The following is a 21,354-nucleotide window of genomic DNA, read 5'->3' as shown; positions in this document are numbered from 1 at the left end:
GTCCCATCTTAATTTGAGCTGAAGTTAATCAGTTGAGACGATCGGCTCCCTTCTCCCTTGAGGGAGAAGGGCTGGGGATGAGGGTGGTGGGTGTGGCAAAGTCTCGAGTAAATCAAGAATGCCGTCCATCACTCCCTGTATATTTTTAAAAACCTCATGGTTCCATTACGCATTTCAATGCTTTTTGCGTGCCCATCGCATCGATCGTAACGATCTGGCCCTTCAAATCCAACAAGTCTAATAATTTCGGGTCGCCGTTATGCAGTGAATATAATTTAGATCGAGCAATACGCGGATCATTTAACACGCCAAAATGAGACTTAAATGAGCTGGAAACATCCTTATTCACTTTGCTGTATCCATCGATTAGTTAATAAAAACAGACGGATAAACCAATCAAGTACCGTATTTCAATGTATTTATTCAGGCCGTGCCACCCCCACCACCCTCATCCCCAGCCCTTCTCCCTCAAGGGAGAAGGGAGCAGATCGTCTCAACTGATTAACTTCAGTTCAAATTAAGATGGGACAGCCCTGTAGCGGGATGCTCTGTACTGGACAAATCTTCGGGTTGTCATTCCCGCGCATGGAGGACAAATTATGTGCTGAGAGGATAAATAATATAAAGATTACAAAATTGTCCAGTACAGAGAGCGGGATGCCGGTTACGCCATAGTTTAATACTGTGTTAATGTTCATTTGTTATCATAAAAAAAAATTTCTGTAAGTAATTTATGGTAGCCATGAAATGAAAGAACATTATGATCTTGTAATATCTGGAATGGGCCCTGCGGGAATGGCATGTGCGCTTACTGTGGCGGAAAATATGAATAAAAATATTTTGATTATATCCAATCGTGGAGATGAGTTTTCTCGTGTTCAGCATATTATTTTTGATATGGGCTTCGTTTACTATTTAAGTAAAATAATCAAAAAAATCCCCCAGGATAAATTAGATGGCATGCCTTATTTAAGGAAAATTAAAGGCAATATTTTAAGGATTGGTGTGGCATTAAAAGATATTGAAAGAGCCTTGCACGAGTGCATTAAATTTCTTCCAAATATTGACATAATGTATTTTTCAGAACTGTCTGAAATCAACATGGAAAATGGTGTCGCTGAGATTGCTGATCTGAAAGACGAAATAAAAAAAACATCTGTATCTTTTTCTCATATCATCGGGGCAGATGGTGTCAAACATCATGCGGCCAATATCTATAATGCCAGTTGCTCTCTAAATGAAGATAAAATACATTATGAACCGAGCGCATTATCATCCGCTTTACATCCATGGCATTTTTTTTGCTGCCTGACACTGAGCACTAAAGATGGATGCCCAATCAGGGTGCCAGAAAAAAGTTTTTTTGTTTCTGTGCTGGAAGAATCATCTTCAACTGAACTTCAATTATTAGGAATGATGTTTTTATATCCATCTCGTAAACCAGCTAAAAGTAATCAGTTGAAAATAAAGTTGTCAAGTGACATTACAGAAGAACTATACATGAGACTAAAAGTAGATGCGGGGCGGGATGACGCAATGCGTCTTGTCCAAAATCATGTGGAAGACGCATTAAAGCAATCCGGTTTTACCGAGTCAGAAATCAGCAATATTGAAATTGGCAATCCTGGTTTAAGTGTTAAATCAGGCATAAAAAAAACGCCATGAAATGGCAGGTTTTTCAGCGGGAAATAACGGTTTCCAGTCGGTCAATAGTTGAGAAGAACGGGCGAAGATTTATTTTAATTGGAGACGCCTTGAGATCTCCTGATTATCAGGTTGGTCATGGAGTAAATGACGTATTTTCTATGCTATGGACATTAAATAGTCTTATGACAGACCCGGCTCAGGAACTGGTCTCCTGGCAGGAAAAATCTGCAACACTTTCGAGCGATGTTGATTTTATGGAAAATATTATTCTTTCTGAAAAAAAGAAGTATGCTCAAATGCTTTCTGAAAAGACAGATCTTATGCTAATGGATAATTTAAAAAATGAGTTTATAGCGTTGGTTCGTGAAAAAAATAAGGATGAATTGTCCATTTTTCTTGCGGGCAAACGTATTTCTCCGATAGAGTTTCTTCCGTATGCATTCAGCATCATAAATGATCCTGAGATGCAGGATTTTCTGCTTCATCAAACAATTGATAATCTCGATCTTTCTGTAATTGACACGATACCCCCTTTTTCTCTTTCAGGTGGTTTGATAAACAGAGCAATAAGTGCTGGCGCTTCCGCTGAATTGATTGGCTTTTTACTAGAAAAGGGTGTGCAGCCAAATGTTAAGTATCGTCTATCAACTTATGATAATTTTGATAATTCCTCTCTAAGATCAGCATGCCGAGCCGGTAAAGCTGAGCTGGTGCAAGTACTGCTTGCACATAAAAGTACCTTTCACGGTTTAACGCAAGACTATTTAATCGCTTTGAGAAAGGCTCTTTCTTCATACTGCTTTTATATGGAACAAGATAATCGAGTTGAAATTACCAGGCATATAGATACCGCTCTTTCTATTATGCAAGCCGCACAATCTGAAGCGGCAACACCAATCGAGGAGGCATCTACAAAATACTGTGCACCCGCGCGCTCGCCCTCTCCACACCTGTCTTTTTTTCGTGCTGCCCAGTCAGCGCCTGTGCCCATGTCTTCAACGATGGATCCACAGGCATCCATCTCTGGTAGCCTGTGATTATTTACAACACGCTCAGGGTGATATACCTGCCATTAAATAAGTAGTCGTTCTGAGGGCTATGGCACTGGAGCCGGGCTGTCCGGCTCATCGCTGTGGACGCGCACCGTGTCAGTCAGCTTCCCTTTGAACTCATGGAACCGATTCATGCTTTCAGCTGCAGCCTCCTGATGCGGCGAAGCAGCTGTTCGAGGACGCTCCGCAATAATCTGATCTTTTCTCGAAATGATCTCCTCAAAACGCTGCCTTAACTGGTTTGGATTTATATCCAGCTTGTCCCGCAGATGCATTACGACGGCATCATCGGAGCAGAGTCGGTTGATAAGCCAGTTTGCCGAATGGGTGTCGGAGGCGTATTTTGCCCGGCCAGGCAGTGTAAACCGACGCTCGCAGCTGGCCAGGCACAGTGAGTCAAATGTTTTTTTCATGTTTTCAATGTCGTTTGCCTTCGCATACGAGCACAACGCTCTCATTTCATTATTAAGGAACATTTCCTTATGGCCTGCCGTTTTTCCCAGATAACTGTTCGTGCTTGTTTTCCGTTCATGACTAAATTTACCCGCGAACTCGAGATAATCGACTAACCCTAAGTTACCTTCGTTTTCTCCTGAGTTTGAAGACGCATTAGAAGGCCATTGAATACGACTCCGAGTCTCATAAGACGCATAAATAAAATACCGCGTGAAATCCCGCTCCAGGAACTGTTTCTGTACATTTTCCTGAGCATGCTGTAGTAAAGAACTGTCTTTTTCGATCAGCCTTGATTGTGTTTCAGCTGAAAGTTTTGAAAATGTTTTCATCAAAATTTTATTTTTAATCCCGTCCAGGCTGTAGTTTCTCAACGACAGGCTATCCGGATCAGGGGCTGTTTGACTAGGGCTTCGTTGTTTTGCATAGGCATATATGAATCGCTGTCTATTAAGAAAAAAATCCTCGTTAATTAATGGGTTGAGTAATTTCAGGATAGTTTCTTCCTTGTCTCCAGCACGTTCGGCCAGCTCCGCAAGATAACTGGATCCCGGATTTTCCTTTGTTGCCGGGTCCATCAGGTCTTTAAAGTAGAATTTCATGAGAGTACTGAGATAGTTATAAAGCCAGGACTCGCTGGATTGATGCTTGTGCTCGCTATCCAACAGATAATCGACAGCGGCCATTCTATCCTGTCTTCTCAACGCTTTATATTGCTGCTTTGTTTCAGTACAGGCATCAGCGAAGCGTATTGGGTGTCCATTTCTCTGGCTGTTTCTCATTAGATCCGAAGCCATTTGCAAATGCATGGAAATATTAGAGTTTGCCAAGGTGCAGTTACCCGTTTTTTGATCCTTTTTGATTATGATTCCGGCTAACTCTTTTGCCGCGATTACGTTTGCATCATTCGGCTTTTTTTCCTGCTCAGCCAGTTTTCGATTCAAAAATTCTGAAATACGTTCTCTGCCATGAAAATAACTTGAGTGTACTGCATCGGCCATTTCCTGGGCGAACACGTCTGCCTCTGCGTTGGGAACAGTAAACACGAGCGTATTGGGAGGGGCCTTCTCCCCGGGAGGCTGGATATGACTTAATCCGCTGTTGACGTAGATAAAATGCGTTCGCTCACCTTCCTTAACGGCATGAAACGAATACGAATGACCACTGAATGGAAAGGCTTTTGACATATTGATTCGCGTCCAGTTAGCCGAGAACCCGATATATTCTCCATCCTTAAGTGTGGCTACGCGGGCACCGGCTATCAGTGCGTTCTTACTGTCTAACTGATGAAAATTAAGCTCAGTGCCATGATTTAGCGCAGTAAATCTTCGCCTGAGACTGGCTACCGCCTGGTCATTGGTCCAGCCCGTGTTTCTAAGTATCTCTGGGAACGGGTTGTTATCCAAACCCAGGATATGGGCCATTTCTTTGTGTGATTCTATCATAAAGCCATGGTCTAAAAATATCCATATTGTCAGTATAGTATAACAAATGTGTTTGCTGCTGGACAAACCAGATACGGTGTTATACATTGACCGTTTTAGCAGGAAATCCTTATGCGTATTGCCTTAGGGGTTGAGTACGATGGAAGTCAGTACCACGGCTGGCAGGCTCAGACTGGTCTTCATACCGTTCAGCAGGTTTTGGAATCCGCCCTGTCGCGCGTGGCCGATACCGACGTAAGCGTGGTCTGTGCCGGCCGAACGGACACCGGCGTTCATGCTACCAACCAGATTATTCATTTTGATTGCGACAACGAACGCAGTATCCGTTCCTGGATTCATGGCGCCAACTCGTATCTGCCCAAAGATGTCTGTGTGAAATGGGGCCGGGAAATGCCTGACGAGTTCCATGCCCGTTACTCCGCGCTCTCCCGTCGTTACCGTTATATTATCTATAATTCCTCCATACGACCGGCGCTGCTGCGCAGCAACGTTACCTGGCAGTATCGCCAGCTCAATCATCGCGACATGAACGATGCCGGGCAGCTGCTGCTGGGCGAAAACGATTTCACCTCCTTTCGCTCCGTTGAGTGTCAGTCCAATACGCCGATGCGTCGGGTTACCCGTCTGCAGGTCAGCCGTCACCATGATTTGGTAATGATAGACATTTGCGCCAACGCGTTTCTGCATCATATGGTCAGAAACATTGCCGGTGTCCTGATTGCGGTTGGTTCGGGGAAAAAACCCGTTTCCTGGGTAGCGGACGTACTGGCTGCCAAAGACCGGCGAATGGGGGCCGAAACCGCTCCGGCCTATGGTTTGTACCTTGTACAGGTCGAATACCCAAAAGAGTTTGGAGTGAATCAGTCCTCTCTCGGCCCTCTGTTTCCTTTGGGGGGATTTGACTGATGAAGGCTCGGGTCCGGGTAAAAATGTGTGGCATGACACGAGAAGAGGATATTCACCTGGCCGCGAGCCTCGGTGTGGATGCCGTCGGGGTGATTTTATATCCAGGCAGTCGTCGTTATGTCCATTCAGAGCAGGCCCAGACTCTGTTAAAGAATGTACCGCCTTTTGTCGATGTAGTGGCTGTGCTGGTTAATCCCCACGCTGACGAGGTTCAGGCCGCTTTGCAGAATCTGTCGATCCAGTATCTGCAGTTTCATGGCGAGGAAACGGCGGAATTCTGCCGACAGTTTGCCAGGCCATATATTAAATCGATTGCAGCGACATCGCGGCAGGCAATTGAAGCGGCGATGACGCGATATCCTGATGCCAGCGCGTTTTTACTGGATACGCCCTGCGGCGACGAGCGCGGCGGCAGCGGCAGGGTGTTTGACTGGCAGCACATACCCCAGACAGACAGACCCTTGATACTCGCTGGCGGATTAACGCCGGATAATGTGAAACAGGCTGTTAGCGCTGTAAGGCCTTACGCTCTTGATCTGTGTTCTGGCATTGAACAATCGCCTGGCATCAAGGATCACGAAAAAATGACACGTTTTATAACTGCCCTGAGAGGTGTTGACCATGAATGATACGTCGCTTCCTGATGCCGCCGGCCATTTTGGCCCGTATGGCGGTCTGTTTGTTTCTGATACCCTGATTTTTGCACTGGATGAGCTGAAGGCGGCATACGAACGCTACCGCCATGATCCACAGTTCCTTGCCGAGTTGTCGCACGAACTAAGCGATTATGTTGGACGCGCCACGCCACTGTACCATGCCGAGCGGCTGAGCCGGGAGAATGGCGGGGCGCAGATCTGGCTGAAACGCGAGGATCTCAATCATACTGGTGCGCACAAGGTTAATAATACCGTGGGCCAGGCACTGCTGGCCAAACGCATGGGCAAGACACGTATCATTGCCGAAACCGGTGCGGGCCAGCATGGCGTAGCCACGGCCACGGTAGCTGCAAAACTGGGGCTGGAGTGCGTTGTGTACATGGGCGAGTTAGACGTAGCCCGGCAGGAAAGCAACGTGTACCGTATGAAGCTGCTTGGCGCAACAGTGGTACCGGTCACGGCAGGATCGAAAACCCTGAAGGACGCGCTTAACGAAGCCATGCGTGACTGGGTCAGCCACATTGATAATACCTATTATATCATCGGCACCGTAGCCGGCCCGCATCCTTATCCTCAGATCGTCAGAGATTTTCAATCCGTCATTGGCCGTGAGGCCCGTGAGCAATGTCTGGCAAAAACGGGCAGTCTGCCGGACGCGCTGGTCGCCTGCGTGGGTGGCGGCTCAAATGCGATTGGTCTGTTCCATCCTTTTTTACAGGACGAGGGTGTAGCCATTTATGGTGTAGAAGCCGGCGGTAAAGGTCTGGAAACCGGTCAGCACTCTGCTTCGCTGCTGGCAGGCAAACCAGGCGTACTGCATGGCAACCGCACTTATCTGCTCTGCGACGAATATGGCCAGATCACTGACACACACTCTATTTCTGCGGGTCTCGACTACCCGGGTGTTGGCCCTGAGCATGCCTGGTTGAAGGACAGCGGAAGAGCCACTTATGTCGCCATCAACGATGATGAGGCCCTGGATGCTTTCTTCAGGCTGACGCGGGTGGAGGGCATTATCCCGGCGCTGGAATCGAGCCATGCCATTGCCTATGCGCTGAAACTGGCCAAAACCATGAAGCCAGAACAGCGGATTATTGTGAATTTGTCCGGTCGGGGTGATAAAGACATGCACACCGTGGCCCAGGCCTGTGGATCCTTTTCCGGAGACTCGTATGAACCGAATCGATAAAACCCTGGCTGCGCTGCAGCGCAGTGGTAAAAAAATGCTGAGTCCGTATATCACCGCTGGCGATCCGTCACCGGACTACACCGTCGGATTAATGCACGCACTGGTGCAGGCCGGCGCTGATGTATTGGAGCTGGGCATTCCCTTTTCCGATCCCATGGCCGAAGGCCCTGTTATTCAGGCTGCCATGGAGCGTTCGCTTGCCCATAAGGTGCATTGTGATGATGTGTTTGCCATGGTTGAGCGCTTTCGCGAACAGGATATGGAAACACCCATTATTCTGATGGGCTACGTGAATCCTGTCGAAACCTACGGTTATGAGTGTTTTGCCAGGCGCGCGGCAGAGGCTGGCGTGGATGGCACCATTATGGTAGACATGCCGCCCGAGGAAAGTGCAGATGTTAAACCCATCTGGGATGCGCATGGTCTGTACTCTATCTACCTTTGCTCACCAACCACAACACCCGAACGAATGAAGCTTATTAATCAGTACGGCAAAGGCTACCTTTATTATGTTTCTCTGAAAGGGGTGACGGGTTCGAACGACCTTGATCCCGGCGCAGTGGAAGCAGAATACCAACAGCGCAAAAATCAGTGTAAGCTGCCCTTGATGCTGGGATTTGGAATTAAAACACCCGCCATGGCGGCCAGTGTAACGCGGTTTGCCGATGGCGTGATCGTTGGCGCCGCGCTGGTGTCCGCCATCTTCAAGGCTCACGAAACAAAACAAGATATGTATCAGGCTGCAGACTCTCTGATAAGAGGCATGCGTCTGGCAATTGACAATGGATAAGATTATGACCGAAACCAGTGAAAAAAGAGCGCATTTTATCAGACAGTTAATCACAGACGAGCTGGCCTCCGGCAAGCACAAATCAGTGATTACCCGTTTTCCGCCTGAGCCGAATGGCTATCTGCATGTAGGGCATGCCAAATCGATCTGTCTGAACTTTGGTCTGGCCAATGAGTTTAAAGGGCAATGTCTGTTGCGCTTTGATGACACCAATCCAACGAAGGAAGAAGAAGAGTACGTCAACGCCATCATCGACGACGTGCGCTGGCTTGGTTTTGAATGGTCGGCCATGACCCACTCATCTGATTATTATCAGGAGCTGTATGATTTCGCTGTGCTGCTGATCAAAAACGGTAAAGCCTACGTTGACAGCCTGAGTATGGAAGAAATCCGTGCGCACAGAGGCACCCTGCAGGAGCCGGGTCGCGACAGCCCATACCGGAATCGCTCCATTGAGGAAAATCTGGATTTATTTGCCCGCATGAAGGCTGGCGAATTTCCTGATGGCACGCACGTGTTACGTGCGCGCATTGACATGCAGTCGGGCAACGTCAATATGCGTGATCCCGTGCTGTATCGTATTCGTCACGCGCACCATCAGCGCACCGGCGACGCCTGGTGTATCTATCCGATGTATGACTACGCACATCCTGTATCCGATGCGCTGGAGCACATCACCCATTCGCTGTGTACCCTTGAGTTTCAGGATCATCGACCTCTGTACGACTGGTTCATTGAACACCTGCCTTTGCCGGCAAAGCCTGTGCAGACTGAGTTTGCACGTCTGAATCTGTCGCACACCATCACCAGCAAGCGCAAGCTGCGCGAGCTGGTAGAAAAAGGCGTAGTCACTGGCTGGGACGATCCGCGTCTGCCCACCCTGCGTGGTATGCGTCAACGCGGGTATCCACCTGCCGCTATTCGTGAATTTTGCGAGCAGATTGGCATATCACGCAGCGATTCGGTCATTGACATGAGTATTTTTGAAGCCTGCGTTCGTGATGAGCTGAATAAAAGCGCCAAACGTGCCCTGTGCGTGATGGAGCCGTTGAAGCTGGTTATTGAAAATTACCCTGAGGATCAGATAGAAAACCTTAGCGTGTCCTTCAACCAGCAGGATCCAGACGCGCCTCTGCGTACTATGCCCTTTGCACGGGAAATCTACATCGAGCAAAGCGATTTTATGGAAGAGCCGGTTAAAGGCTATTTTCGTCTGGCACCTGGCACGGAAGTGCGACTGCGTCATGCCTACGTTATTCGTTGTACATCTGTTATTCATGATGAAAATGGCAGGGTAAAGGAGCTGCGCTGCAGCTATGACCCCGAGACCCTCGGTAAAAACCCGGTTGATCGCAAGGTCAAGGGCGTGATTCACTGGGTAGCGGCCAATCAGGCCATACCCATGACAATTTATCAGTATGACCGCCTGTTTAACGATGCCAACCCGGGTCGCGAGGAAGATTTTTTACAGTTTTTGAATCACGAATCCATGTCGATTCAGCAGGCGTTCTGCGAGCCTGCCCTGGCTACACAGCCTCTGCATGAGGTGTTCCAGTTTGAACGCCTGGGTTACTATTGTGTGAATCAGCGCGAAAACGACAGGGTTACGGTGTTTCATCGTATTGTTGGCTTAAAGGATACCTGGGCTAAAATCAGTTAAGAGGCGAACATGCTGCAAATTTATAATTCACTGACGCGAAACAAAGAAGAATTCAAACCGCTCGTACCAGGTAAAATCAGCCTGTATGCCTGTGGTATCACCGTTTACGATCGTTGTCATCTCGGGCATGCGCGTTCCATGGTGGCTTTTGATGTCATCGTTCGATTTCTGCGTAGTCAGGCCTGGGATGTAACCTTCGTGCGTAATATCACCGACATCGACGACAAAATCATTACCCGTGCACACGAGCGGGGCATTTCGATCGAGGAGCTGACAAGCCACTATATTCAGACCATGGACGACGACGCGCGCGCGCTGAATCTGGTCAAGCCTGATATAGAGCCTCGCGCCACCACGCACATACCGCATATTATCAAGCTGATTACGCGCCTGCTGGACAAGCAGGTTGCCTACGTCAGTGACAATGGCGATGTCTGTTTTGAAGTCAGTAAGTTTCAGGACTATGGCAAACTATCCAACCGTGATCTGGACAGCCTCGTTGCCGGCTCGCGTGTTGAGGTGGTGCGCGAAAAGCGATCCCCGCTCGATTTTGTTCTGTGGAAGCGGGCGAAACCAGGCGAGCCAAGCTGGCCTTCGCCCTGGGGTGAAGGACGTCCCGGCTGGCATATCGAATGCTCTGCCATGGCCATGCACGAGCTGGGAGAGCATTTTGATATTCACGGCGGTGGTCTGGATCTGCTTTTTCCTCATCATGAAAATGAAATCGCGCAGAGTGAGGCGGCTACAGGAAGCTGTTTTGCCAATTATTGGATGCACGTAGGTCTGCTGCAGATAAACGGCGAGAAAATGGCCAAATCAACAGGCAATTTTTTCACCATAGATGACGTACTGCAGCAGCATCAGGCCGAAGTGGTGCGCTACTTCCTGCTGAGCAGTCATTATCGCAGCCCGCTGAATTATTCAGAAGAAAACTTTAACAATGCTCACAAGGCATTGACCCGTCTTTACCAGTCAATCAAAGACATCGACTGCTCCGCCGATCAATCACTGGATGAGCACTGGGTAAGCCAGTTTAACGACGCCATGAACGATGACTTCAACACACCGGTAGCCTTATCCGTTTTGTTCCAGCTGAGTCATGAGCTGAATAAGACACGCTCACCGAAGCTGGCTAATACCCTGAAACAGTTATCCGGCATCCTTGGGATACTGGAGCAGGCTCCAGCCGATTTTCTGCAGGGCGGTGTACAGGACAGTAAAAAAGAAGCTATCGAGCGGCTTATCGCAGAGCGGCTGAGCGCGCGGGCTGATAAGCAATGGAGTCGGGCTGACGAGATTCGTCAGGAGCTCTTGACCATGGGGGTCGAGCTGGAAGATACGGCTCAGGGTACAACCTGGCGCCTGCGAGCCGAGTAGCCATGGCTAATCCGTTATCGTCTTACTATCTGCAGCAAATGGGTATCGATGTCTGGGTAGAAAGACAAAGCGCCAGGGAAAAGGAGCTGGCTCATTTAAATCAGAGTACGGCCCTGTCTACCTGCGGGAATCCAGACGCCCAGCTGATGGTTATTGCCCGAAAGCCCATTTTTGATAAGGCTGCCTTGCTGTTATCGCGAATGCTGCAGAGCATTGGTTTTGATGAGCCGGATGTGTTTATTGCCTCGTCCGATAATCCGGAGCTGCTGGCGCGACAGATTGATCTGACTGCTCCCCGCGCTGTATTGAATCTAGCGGGTGTTGAGCTGGATACGTCCTCGTTTGCAGGTACCTGTGTGACCTGTCTGCACCCGGAACATCTGCTTCAACATCCTAAGGATAAAAAAGCGGCGTTTATGAATTTACAAAAGCTCAAGGCTCTGGCCAGGCATGAAGTCTGAACCGGGATTCAGTCTGGTTGAGCTTTTGATTTGCCTGCTCCTGCTGTCTGCTCTGGCCGTGGCGAGTGTTTCATTCGGTCATATCTGGCAAAGAAATCACCTGCAGGTTTTATCCAGTGAACTTCAGGCGGCCCTGCACTACGCTCGCAACAGCGCCATCATGACTGCCCATTCCGTGTTGCTGGTTCCTTCCGGCAAGCCTGCGGACTGGTCAACAGGAATGCTTCTTTGTCTGGATAACCCCGCACACCAGTGTCTGGATGAACAAGCCGTTCTGCACCAGTGGGCATGGGGAAAAACGGGAATAACGGTGCGTTGGCAGGGATTTTCTTCACCAGATTACCTTGTTTTTTCGCCGCAGCCTGCTCACGCACGGGCCAGCGGAAGTTTTCATCTGATAAGCCAGGGGGGCGAGCAGCGAACGATTACGCTTAACCGTATTGGGCGTATTAAAACTGAGAATAACCTATAATCAAAACAAAACAGGATGAATGGGACTGACATGATGTTAACTCACTCGGCGCGCAGACGCATGGGTTTTACCCTGATAGAATTTTTAATCACCATGACGATCGCGGCTGTTTTTCTTGCAGTAGCCGTACCATCCTATTTCGCCATGATTCAGAATAATCGTGTGGTCACGTTCACCAACAGCCTGTCGGCTGCCTTCAGCTATGCCCGGATAGAGGCCATCAGGCGAGGTGTGCGCGTTTCGGTCTGCTCAGCAGCCAGCAGTGCATTAACAGGCTGCGGCACCGCGGCGCAATGGACACAGGGCTGGATCGTATTTGTTGATGCAGATAATAACAATCAGGTTGATACTACAAACAACCTTGTCAAAATCAACGAAGCCGCGCCGACGAATGTGAATATAACGGCCAGCAGTGGTCTGGTCAGCTTTGATGGCTCGGGATTCACCAGTACAGGTACGTTCACCATGACAATTACCGCTGCGGCCTGCACAGGCAATAATGCACGTACGCTGACCTTGTCATCGAGTGGTCGCCTGAGTATTGTCAGAACGGCGTGCTAGTCAGCCTGTCCGGTCTATACAGGAAGACAGATCCTGACCCGAAATCCGCCGCCGGGCAGATTACTCGCCACAATCTCACCCTGATGCAAATGAATCGCCTTTTCAGCAATCGACAATCCCAGCCCATACCCGCCAGTTTTTTTCTCACGTGAAGGATCAACACGATAAAAAGGATTAAAAATAGTTGTCAGCTGGTCCTCAGGTACGCCAGGGCCTTCGTCTTCAATATCAATATTGAGGCGAGAGTGCTCCATATCAGAACTGATGCTAAGGCGCACGGGCTTATCAGGCGGGGAGTAACGCAAGGCATTGCGGACGATGTTTTCTATTGCCCGGTGAATCAATCGTTTATCAGCAAAGACAGGTCTGGCCTGAGTTGGTACCATGGTGACGTGAGGGCTTTCCGTTCCCGATTCGAAATTGGCATCCTCGCAGATATGAAGCAGGAGCTCCGTCAGATCGAAGCTGGTTTTGTTTAATTCGTCTGCTGATTTATCCAGACGCGCAAATTCAAGAATTTCCCCAATCAGTGTATTTAAACGCAGGCATTCGGTTTCCATGCGGTTAAACTCTGTTTCAGCCAGCTTATCTGCCTTCTTGCGTCCCAGCTCCAGAGCGATGTGCAGACGGGCAAGCGGGGAGCGCAGCTCATGAGAAATGTCCTGCAGCAAACGCTCTTTTGAGTGAACCAGCGCCTCCAGCTGCTCGGCCATGCGGTCAAATTCACTGCTCAGATCCGCAATTTCATCGCGGTTATGGCCTTTAAAGGATCCCACCCGCGTGTTCAGTTTTCCGGTAGCGATGGATCTGGCCGCCAGTCTCAGGGAACGCAGGGGCTTGGTCAGGTAGATGGACAGCAGATAACAAATCAAACCACTGATGACGATGGCGATGGTCAACCGGATGGTCAGCCCCGCCCAGGGAATGATAACAAAGTGAGACAGGGGTTTTTCACTGACCGCGGCCAGACGATAGGCTTTGCCGCTGGTGGACAGTATTTCGTGACTGACAACGAGGTTGCCAAACTTCAGCATGCCTACGTCCAGCTCCTCACTGGCAAGGTCAGCCGCAATGCGTTTGACTTCGGTCGGAGCTGGGTGATTACTGATGATTTCACCCGTGCTGCACAGCAGAAACAAGGTCATTTTCTTTGCTTCGCCGGTCTGTTCCAGCCATCTTTTCAATGCGTCGTGCTGTCCGGATTCGAAGGTAGCCACGGCCGCATTGGCATAGCTGTCCATAAATACCTGCTCACGCACCGGGATGGATGATTTCTGCGCTATTTCACTGGTTACCCAGGCGGTGGTAAAGATAATCAGGATAGTAGCCAGCCAGAAGGACAGGAAAATCTTCCAGTACAGGCTACGCATCAATCATGTATCCAAAGCCCCTCACGGTTTTGACCAGCGGTTCACCGTGCTGATTATTACCCAGTTTGTTACGCAGATTGCTGATATGTACGTCAATACTGCGGTCGTAGGCTGTGTATTTTCGTCCCAGTGCGTATTCGGTCAGTTCTTCTTTGGAGTAGGCCTGACCAGGCGATTTAATCAGCATTTCGAGAATATTGAATTCGGCATTGGTCAGATCCATGGCCTTGCCGTTTTGCATGGCGATGCGCTTGGAGCAATCCACCAGGATGTTGTGATGTTCAATGACAGGGCGCTGGGCCGGAATTTTCTGCGTGCGTCTTAAAATGGCGCGTAGACGGGCTACCAGCTCGCGTGGATTGCAGGGCTTGGGCAGGTAATCATCAGCGCCAATTTCCAGACCGACAATCCGGTCGATGTCGTCACCACGGGCGGTCAGCATCAGCACCGGTGTCTGTAAATGTTCGCGGATGGCCTTCAGCACTTCAAAGCCATTCAGCCTGGGCAGCATCACATCGAGCACAATGGCGTCAAATACCTGATTCAGTGCTTTTTTGACAGCGCTTTCACCATCGTGAGCGCAGACCACAACAAAACCTTCTGGTTCGAGGTATTGCGTCAGCAGCTCGGTCAGTTCGGTGTCGTCATCTACAATCAGAATACTGTGGTTCATGGCATCACGTCCCTCTGTCGCGTTTGTCTATACAGCTTAACAGCTTTATGCGCCTGGCATCAGCGTTTATGATTTTAAATTCAAATCCGTTAATCGTGATTACCTCGCCACGTTTTGGTAAATATCCAAAGCCGGCCATCACGATCCCGCCGATGGTGTCGTAGTTGTCGTCAGAAAACGAGGCGTTCAGCTGCTCGTTAAATTCTTCAATAGGGGTATGAGATTTTACAATGTAATGCGAATCAAGATGTTCCTTGATGTAGGCCTCTTCATCGACGTCAAACTCATCTTCAATGTCGCCAATGATCTGTTCAATGATATCTTCGATGGTCACAAATCCGCTGACAGCGCCGTATTCGTCAACTACCAGCGCCATGTGGTTGCGGTTGCTGCGAAACTCGCTGAGCAGTAAATCCAGGCGCTTGCTTTCGGGTACGAACGTGGCAGAGCGCACGATGTCGTCCAGATCAAAGTCATCATCGCGGGCGTCCTGAAAACGCAGCAGATCCTTGGCGTGCAGGATGCCTATCACTTCATCCTTGTTGTTACCGGTCACCGGAAAACGTGAATGACCAGAAGCACTGACCGTTTCAATGACCTGGGCGAGACTGTCATTGACCGAGAGACAGGTCATTTGATTTTTAGGCAGCATGATGTCGCGAACCCGCATTTGCGCAAACTGAATCACGCCTTCAATCATGCCCAGCGTTTCGGAATCAATCAGTGAGCGGGACTGGGCATCCCGTAGCAATGTAATCAGTTCCTCTCTATTCTGTGGTTCCACATGCAGGAAATGTTTCAGGCTCGAAAACCAGGACGAGCCGCCATCGTCGTCTTTACTCACGGTGATTGTCCTCTTGTTGCCAGGGATTGGGGAAGCCGAAGTGGGTCATCAAACGGGTTTCCATGGTCTGCATGTTGGTAATGTCAGGTTCTTCATAATGATCATAGCCAAGCAAATGCAGGGTGCCATGGATGATGATATGGGCCCAGTGCGCATTCAGGGGAATCTGCTGCTCCACCGACTCCGTTGCCAGCACCTCTGGACAAACGATGATATCCCCAAGAAAGGCATGGTCAAGACTGATATGTTCAGGCAGACTGCTCGGGAAGGCCAGCACGTTGGTTGGTCCGTCTTTTTTTCGATAGGTTTTATTCAGCTCGCTGATCTCGTCGCTGTTAACCAGACGCAGCGTCAGTTCGCGTTCGCTGCCGTGTTCATCAAGGACGGCGCTTATCCAGGCACTGAGGTCAGACTCCGATACGGGCGGTGGATTATTACAGGCTATCTGTATATCAATCACATGCTTCATTTGCTCCTCCTGTCCGTGCTCGGGCTGTCGTAGCAATCAACAATCTGCGTGATAAGTGGATGGCGAACCACTTCACGGCTGGTGAAGCTGTGGATGCTGATGCGGTCGAGGCTGGCCAGGATTTTGATGGCGTGCTCAAGGCCGGACTGCGTGCCTCTGGGCAAATCAACCTGGGTCATGTCACCGGTAACAACCACTTTGGAGCCAAAACCCATACGGGTCAGGAACATTTTCATTTGTGGCACGCTGGTGTTTTGCGCTTCATCGAGAATAATGAACGCTTCATTCAGTGTTCGACCGCGCATAAAGGCTAGAGGAAGGATTTCTATCACATCGCTTTGAATCAGTTTTTGTGCTTCTTTAAACCCAACCATTTCATAGAGCGCATCGTAGATTGGCCGCAGGTAAGGGAGCACTTTTTCCACTAGGTCTCCCGGAAGAAAGCCAAGCTTTTCTCCTGCCTCCACCGCAGGTCTGACAAAGACCAGACGCTGTACTTCGCCTTTTTCAAAACATTCCAGAGCCTTGGTAACGGCGAGGTAGGTTTTGCCGGTTCCGGCCGGGCCAACGGCGAACACGATGTCTTTCTCGTCGATGCTTTTTAAATAGTCGGCCTGCCTGCTGTTTCGAGCCTGGATGGTTTTACGGGTTAATTTAATCGGAGACATAAATACTTGATTTTCCTCGATGGGACACTGTGTTGAACATGATTTATATGTGTAAAGGATAGTCGATATTCTGGTTGTTTGGCAAGTTTGTGATGGTCATACTGCCTTGCTTGCGCCTGGCCGCAAAGTCCCGGATTACGGCTTTGCCTAATCCGGGCTAAGGTTCCGGGAAACACCGGAATCAATGTACCGTATTTTTGCCGGTCTGTATCTTTTCCACCTGATTCAACAGGTCATCCATCTGATTCTCAAGACCCGGCAAGGCTTTCATCAGGCGATCTGCGGCTAAATCTGCACTGTGCTCATTGGCCATGATAATCTCCGTTATCGCTGCCAGAAAGCAGTTGCCGCCCATGGCCTTTGATTTCATCAGCCACTGATTCGCCATAGCCGTATTTTTGCGCAGAGCATAAACCAGCGCCATACCAGCCAGTGCTTCCGCCTGCTCAGGATCAGCAGCCATAGCCTGCTGGTATGAATGTTCAGCATCATCCACGTCATTCTGAAACAGCTGACACCAGGCCAGGCTGATCCAGCAATCATAGGCCTGCGGCCATAAGGTTGTCGTCTGCTTAAAGGCAAATGCGGCATTGCTCATGTTCAGATTCTGCATTTCAGCCATACCCAGCGCAAACCACAGACGGCATTCACCAGGTCGTTCATCCAGCATGTCATTAATTTCGCGAACCCCGGCTTCATTTTTCAATACACTCAGTAACAGATTCACCAGGCGGCCTTCGTAATGGCGAGGGTTGGCTTCAAGGCATTTACGGCTGAAGAGTTCTGCCTCATCCATATTATTCTCATCAAAACTCATCAGCGCGAGCAGACCACAGACATCCGCGTGCGACGCATCGCGTCGGAATAAGTCTTCCAGTAGTAAACGGGCTTCATAAGGTCGTTTCAGACAATGGTAAAGCCTCGCTTTTAAGAAGTCCGATTCGTAAAGATTGCTGTTGTTACCCAGACTTTCCAGCAGGGCAAGCGCTGATTCATGCTCCTGATTAAGGAACAGACAAAAAGCCAGCTGATAACGGCTTATGGGGGTATCCTCTTCAGACAGGGCGTTGGTCAGTGCTTCTTTAGCAAGCAGAATATTACCCGCATCCAGGTACAACAGCCCCTGCTCGGTCCAGAAGTCCTTGCCGGCCTGTATTTTGGCACGGGTAAGATACAGCTGGGCCTGTTCTGGTTTGGACAACTGGCGATAGCACAGGCTGATATTTTTGAGCAGAGTCGGGTTGTTTTCGTCCTGAGCCAGAAACTGAAGGTAACGCTGAAGTTTTGCCTCAATCTCAATAAGTGTCATACTTAGTCCTCTTAATGAAAGCTGGTTACCAGTGCCTGTACAACCAGGTCGAAACCATCTATCAGTACAAATAATAAAATTTTTATGGGCAGCGAAATGGTCATGGGTGGCATCATCATCATACCCATGGTCATTAAAATACCCGATACTATCAAATCTACGAGCAAAAAGGGTAGAAAAATCATAAACCCAATCTGAAAGGCCGTTTGCAGTTCGCTGAGTAAAAAGGCCGGCATCAGCTGATAAAATCTGACGTCATCAGCGCGGCTGGGCAGCGGCTCTCTGGCCAGCTGCAATACCAGTTGCAGATCCTTTTCCCGCGTCTGCTTCAGCATAAACTGGCGAAGAGGACCGGCGGCACGCTCAAGGGCCTGTTCACTGCCCATGGTTTTAGCCTGCAACGGTTGCCAGGCTTCAGTGTAGATCTGTTTTGCCACCGGCATCATGGTAAACAGGGTAAGGAAAAGGGCAAGGCTTATGAGCACCGTGTTGGGCGGAGTCTGCTGTAATCCCAGCGCATTCCGCAACATCGACAAAACCACCACAATGCGCGTAAACGACGTAAGCATGATGAGAATACCAGGTGCCAGGCTCAATACTGTTAATAAGGCAAAGGCCTGCAAAGCAGGGGAGACATTGTTCTCGTCAAACTGAATCGCTCCGAACAGGCTGTTATCTGCGGCGAGACTGACGCCTGCAGAGAACAGTAATACGAGCGCAACAATCCCTCTAGTCGTGTTCATTGTGCGGTCCGCCTGTCAGTGGGTAAAGCGTCAGTGCCTGCTGGTTGTCTGCCAGCAAAAACTGTTGATTGTGATAGTTCAGGACGTAAATCACCGTTTTATTGCCCAGGTATTTTTTCTCCACTACCTGGCAGGCGGATTTGCCTGATGCCACGGGTTTCATTTTCCTGGCAATCACGACGGCGCCTATTATCAGCAGCAGCAAGACCACGACGTAGTTCATCCAGCTGATTTTTGGCGCCAGGTTCTGTTTGAACAGCAGCTGATCGCCGGCCATGGCCATGCCGCTTAACGCGGTTATGAAACAGGCAGAAAACCAGCGCTTCATGAGCAAAGTCCGGTAATCTGAATGGCAAATCTGTCATCACAGGTCATCAGATCGCCATGCGCGATAACCTGATCGTTCAGCAGAATTTCAACCGGCTCGCTGCTGCTCTGCTCCAGAGACAGGGTCTGACCCAGCTTCAATTGACGCAGAGCGGCAACAGTAAGGCTCAGAGTGCCGATGCGCACCATGCAGTTTACCGGAACCGAGCCAATCAGGCCGAGGCTGTTTTCGCATGCCAGGTTGTCAGCGCGACGATCAGGCTGTTCCGCAAGGGCTATTTTTTTTACAGTAATAGTCATAATGAACTCTCAATTTGAATGGTTTTGGAAATGCCATCTGCTCCAGCCCGGACAAGACAAATGCCCTGGTTCTGGCAGACAAGCGACAAAGGTTTGTCAAGTGGATGATCGGTACTCAGCACATCGCCAACCTGCAGGTTCAGCAGATCGTCGAGGGACAGGCTCATCGGCAGCAGTTCAACCTGGCAGCTTACTGACAGAGACTGCAATGCGTCGTCCAGAACACCCAGGCGAGGCTTTTTGCCAGCCCTGACCGACAAGGCACTCAAAACCCATTGCGGGTGCAGATACAGTTCGATGCGGTACTGCCCGGTTGACAACACGAGGCACAGCGATGCCGAACCCTTGTAAAACCAGTCTGCCGGTTCTACTGAATACTGTGGTGCAGGCAGCACCGGTGTTTCCAGCAGCTCCCCTATAAGCTTTATAAACAAACCATGACTGATTCGTTCAAAGGACGAGGAGACATCGGCAAACAGACTGTATTTCACGGCACTTAAGTCCGTGTTTATCATCAGCGCCAGCGGGTAGTGACTGGTGTCGCAGATTGCCTGCATGGCAGTAGAGCCCAGAGGCGTAACAGGGCTGCGCTGCAGGTCACTGGATAAGGGAAACAGCGCGTGCTCTTTGTTCCAGTTTTGCAGGCGGGCGGCAAGCCGCTCCTGTAGACAGGCGATTTCCTGATCGTTGATCAGGCGGAAAGGTTTGAACGCGGTTATCATTTTTTCTCGATCTCTTCCAGTAGTTGTTTATCAATGTCCATGATTTGCGAACAGGCCTGAAACATTCGCTGCAGCACCACGATATTGGCGAATTCGGTGGTGGAATCGACGTTGGCGGCTTCCAGTTTTTTTGTCTGTATGGCACCCAGACCCTGTTTATTGGGTCGACTGATAAACTGTCCATGATCGTGGCGGGCACGAAACAGGCCATCTGGTGTGCGTACGAGGGTATGAGCCAGATCATCAAAACCGGCCAGAGCCACATGCAGGCCTTCGATGCTCTGGCCGTTGTCGTAGCTGTAGGAAATCAGCCCGTTGTCATCAAAAGATGCGCCAATTTGTCTACCGACAGCGTAGCCGTCTTGTTTTTTGACTTCTATTTTTGAGCTGGAATGATCGATTTGAGAATATTCGTAGAGCCGAACGGATGAAGACGCGTCATCACCTTTGTCTGAAAATTTCAGTTTTATTTTTTGAGTTCCGTTCAGGGTAATAGTGACGGCGCTTTCATACACACTCGTTGAGTTGGTATATGATTCAAATTTTATGCTTTCCTCACTAAAATTCACAGGGCTCCCTTCCTTACAGGAAGCTGATTTGAGCACCCAGCGCAACCCCTTTTGATTAGGTGGCGGGATGCCCGCGCCAAGGTCTAAATCTTCTGCCTTAAACTCCAGGGTGATGGTTTTAGCCTTTCCCGACTCATCATATACGGTGACGTCAAAGCTGACGGGCATATATTTGTCTTTATCGTGTTGTTGGCTGGCATCTAATTCCTTTAGAATAAACTCTCCTTTCAACTCTATCAGACCGCTTGCCTTGCCAGCACTGATTTTCGGCCCAGACTGGCTGATCGGCGCCAGTTCACCCTGTTTGTTATACCCCTGTACCAGGCCACCACTGTGTCTGTCTATCATCCAGCCATCGTCATTGAAACCAAACTCTCCCGAGCGGGTATACAGGTATTCGCCGTTTTTCATCTTCACCACAAAGAAGCCGTTGCCAATAATCGCCAGGTCTGAGGGGCTGGCTGAATCCAGATAGCTGCCAGTGGAAAAATTTGTGCTTTGACCGCCCACGTAAACACCAGAACCAAGGCCGTTCTGACCATTGCCGTTACCCAGCGATGAATAGAAAACATCGTTGCGTTTGTAGCCAGCGGTATGCATATTGGCTATGTTATTCGAGGTGTTTTGCAGGCCATAGCTGGCGGCCATCATGCCGCTTAAACTCGTGTAATAGGTTGAACTCATATTCCTT

At 49.5% G+C, this 21,354-nt stretch carries 23 protein-coding genes; 11 read left to right on the top strand and 12 right to left on the bottom strand.

Features of this window, described 5'->3' with window-relative positions; translation table 11 throughout:
* Nucleotides 1-747: 747 nt before the first annotated feature.
* Together ACQUTA_RS05720 and ACQUTA_RS05715 are read left to right on the top strand one after the other, a co-directional pair.
* Nucleotides 748-1,665: a hypothetical protein gene (locus ACQUTA_RS05720; protein WP_444987255.1), complete on the top strand. Its 918-nt coding sequence runs from the start codon at nucleotides 748-750 to the stop codon at nucleotides 1,663-1,665.
* A complete protein-coding gene (locus tag ACQUTA_RS05715) occupies nucleotides 1,662-2,684 on the top strand; it encodes an ankyrin repeat domain-containing protein (RefSeq protein ID WP_444987254.1) in 1,023 nt (340 codons plus the stop codon). Before ACQUTA_RS05720 ends, ACQUTA_RS05715 begins: the two co-directional genes overlap by 4 nt.
* A 59-nt stretch (nucleotides 2,685-2,743) precedes the next feature.
* Here the strand turns inward: ACQUTA_RS05715 and ACQUTA_RS05710 are convergent, their stop codons facing one another.
* The gene (locus ACQUTA_RS05710) at nucleotides 2,744-4,597 is read right to left on the bottom strand and encodes a hypothetical protein (protein WP_444987253.1); all 1,854 of its coding nucleotides are present in this window, start codon (nucleotides 4,595-4,597) and stop codon (nucleotides 2,744-2,746) included.
* Between the two features lie 111 nt (nucleotides 4,598-4,708).
* Between ACQUTA_RS05710 and truA the strand changes: the two genes are divergently transcribed.
* From truA to ACQUTA_RS05665, 9 genes are read left to right on the top strand one after another with little or no spacing between them, the layout of a single operon-like run.
* Nucleotides 4,709-5,503 carry a tRNA pseudouridine(38-40) synthase TruA gene (gene truA, locus ACQUTA_RS05705; RefSeq protein ID WP_444987252.1) on the top strand — a complete coding sequence of 265 codons (795 nt, stop codon included), beginning with the start codon at nucleotides 4,709-4,711 and terminating at the stop codon, nucleotides 5,501-5,503.
* Nucleotides 5,500-6,132 carry a phosphoribosylanthranilate isomerase gene (locus ACQUTA_RS05700; protein ID WP_444987266.1) on the top strand — a complete coding sequence of 211 codons (633 nt, stop codon included), beginning with the start codon at nucleotides 5,500-5,502 and terminating at the stop codon, nucleotides 6,130-6,132. The genes truA and ACQUTA_RS05700 overlap by 4 nt, the downstream gene beginning before the upstream one ends.
* Nucleotides 6,125-7,348 carry a tryptophan synthase subunit beta gene (gene trpB / locus ACQUTA_RS05695; RefSeq protein WP_444987251.1) on the top strand — a complete coding sequence of 408 codons (1,224 nt, stop codon included), beginning with the start codon at nucleotides 6,125-6,127 and terminating at the stop codon, nucleotides 7,346-7,348. Before ACQUTA_RS05700 ends, trpB begins: the two co-directional genes overlap by 8 nt.
* Nucleotides 7,332-8,138, top strand: a complete 807-nt coding sequence (gene trpA, locus ACQUTA_RS05690) for a tryptophan synthase subunit alpha (protein ID WP_444987250.1) — start codon at nucleotides 7,332-7,334, stop codon at nucleotides 8,136-8,138. Before trpB ends, trpA begins: the two co-directional genes overlap by 17 nt.
* Nucleotides 8,139-8,142: 4 nt before the next feature.
* Entirely contained in the window at nucleotides 8,143-9,798 is a 1,656-nt protein-coding gene (locus ACQUTA_RS05685; protein ID WP_444987249.1) for a glutamine--tRNA ligase/YqeY domain fusion protein, read from the top strand.
* Between the two features lie 9 nt (nucleotides 9,799-9,807).
* Nucleotides 9,808-11,175, top strand: a complete 1,368-nt coding sequence (cysS, locus tag ACQUTA_RS05680; RefSeq protein WP_444987248.1) for a cysteine--tRNA ligase — start codon at nucleotides 9,808-9,810, stop codon at nucleotides 11,173-11,175.
* A gap of 2 nt (nucleotides 11,176-11,177) precedes the next feature.
* Entirely contained in the window at nucleotides 11,178-11,636 is a 459-nt protein-coding gene (locus tag ACQUTA_RS05675) for a DNA polymerase III subunit psi (protein WP_444987247.1), read from the top strand.
* Complete coding sequence (locus ACQUTA_RS05670; protein WP_444987246.1) at nucleotides 11,626-12,108, top strand: GspH/FimT family protein; 483 nt, start codon at nucleotides 11,626-11,628, stop codon at nucleotides 12,106-12,108. Before ACQUTA_RS05675 ends, ACQUTA_RS05670 begins: the two co-directional genes overlap by 11 nt.
* Before the next feature lie 30 nt (nucleotides 12,109-12,138).
* Complete coding sequence (locus tag ACQUTA_RS05665; protein ID WP_444987245.1) at nucleotides 12,139-12,669, top strand: GspH/FimT family pseudopilin; 531 nt, start codon at nucleotides 12,139-12,141, stop codon at nucleotides 12,667-12,669.
* 14 nt (nucleotides 12,670-12,683) lie between these two features.
* On the opposite strand, the gene cpxA is transcribed toward ACQUTA_RS05665, so the two are convergent.
* The 11 genes from cpxA to ACQUTA_RS05610 form a co-directional block, all read right to left on the bottom strand.
* On the bottom strand, nucleotides 12,684-14,039 hold the full coding sequence (gene cpxA, locus ACQUTA_RS05660; protein ID WP_444987265.1) for a two-component system sensor histidine kinase CpxA: 1,356 nt from the start codon (nucleotides 14,037-14,039) through the stop codon (nucleotides 12,684-12,686).
* The gene (gene cpxR, locus ACQUTA_RS05655; RefSeq protein WP_444987244.1) at nucleotides 14,032-14,712 is read right to left on the bottom strand and encodes a two-component system response regulator CpxR; all 681 of its coding nucleotides are present in this window, start codon (nucleotides 14,710-14,712) and stop codon (nucleotides 14,032-14,034) included. The genes cpxA and cpxR overlap by 8 nt, the downstream gene beginning before the upstream one ends.
* A gap of 4 nt (nucleotides 14,713-14,716) precedes the next feature.
* A complete protein-coding gene (locus ACQUTA_RS05650) occupies nucleotides 14,717-15,556 on the bottom strand; it encodes a CorC family transporter (protein WP_444987243.1) in 840 nt (279 codons plus the stop codon).
* Nucleotides 15,549-16,025, bottom strand: coding sequence for an rRNA maturation RNase YbeY (gene ybeY, locus ACQUTA_RS05645; protein ID WP_444987242.1), 477 nt, complete (start codon nucleotides 16,023-16,025; stop codon nucleotides 15,549-15,551). The genes ACQUTA_RS05650 and ybeY overlap by 8 nt, the downstream gene beginning before the upstream one ends.
* Nucleotides 16,022-16,693 (bottom strand): PhoH family protein, encoded by a 672-nt coding sequence (locus tag ACQUTA_RS05640; RefSeq protein ID WP_444987241.1) that lies wholly within the window; start codon nucleotides 16,691-16,693, stop codon nucleotides 16,022-16,024. Before ACQUTA_RS05640 ends, ybeY begins: the two co-directional genes overlap by 4 nt.
* 181 nt (nucleotides 16,694-16,874) lie before the next feature.
* Complete coding sequence (locus ACQUTA_RS05635) at nucleotides 16,875-18,002, bottom strand: tetratricopeptide repeat protein (protein WP_444987240.1); 1,128 nt, start codon at nucleotides 18,000-18,002, stop codon at nucleotides 16,875-16,877.
* A gap of 11 nt (nucleotides 18,003-18,013) precedes the next feature.
* Nucleotides 18,014-18,745: a flagellar type III secretion system pore protein FliP gene (gene fliP / locus ACQUTA_RS05630; protein ID WP_444987239.1), complete on the bottom strand. Its 732-nt coding sequence runs from the start codon at nucleotides 18,743-18,745 to the stop codon at nucleotides 18,014-18,016.
* On the bottom strand, nucleotides 18,732-19,073 hold the full coding sequence (locus ACQUTA_RS05625; protein WP_444987238.1) for a hypothetical protein: 342 nt from the start codon (nucleotides 19,071-19,073) through the stop codon (nucleotides 18,732-18,734). Before ACQUTA_RS05625 ends, fliP begins: the two co-directional genes overlap by 14 nt.
* Nucleotides 19,070-19,372: a FliM/FliN family flagellar motor switch protein gene (locus tag ACQUTA_RS05620; protein ID WP_444987237.1), complete on the bottom strand. Its 303-nt coding sequence runs from the start codon at nucleotides 19,370-19,372 to the stop codon at nucleotides 19,070-19,072. Before ACQUTA_RS05620 ends, ACQUTA_RS05625 begins: the two co-directional genes overlap by 4 nt.
* Complete coding sequence (locus ACQUTA_RS05615; RefSeq protein ID WP_444987235.1) at nucleotides 19,369-20,094, bottom strand: FliM/FliN family flagellar motor switch protein; 726 nt, start codon at nucleotides 20,092-20,094, stop codon at nucleotides 19,369-19,371. The genes ACQUTA_RS05620 and ACQUTA_RS05615 overlap by 4 nt, the downstream gene beginning before the upstream one ends.
* Nucleotides 20,091-21,347 carry a flagellar hook-basal body complex protein gene (locus ACQUTA_RS05610; RefSeq protein WP_444987234.1) on the bottom strand — a complete coding sequence of 419 codons (1,257 nt, stop codon included), beginning with the start codon at nucleotides 21,345-21,347 and terminating at the stop codon, nucleotides 20,091-20,093. Before ACQUTA_RS05610 ends, ACQUTA_RS05615 begins: the two co-directional genes overlap by 4 nt.
* Nucleotides 21,348-21,354 lie beyond the last annotated feature (7 nt).

It is taken from the genome of Legionella navarrensis, assembly GCF_052527415.1.
This window is presented reverse-complemented; position numbering and strand designations above follow the sequence as displayed.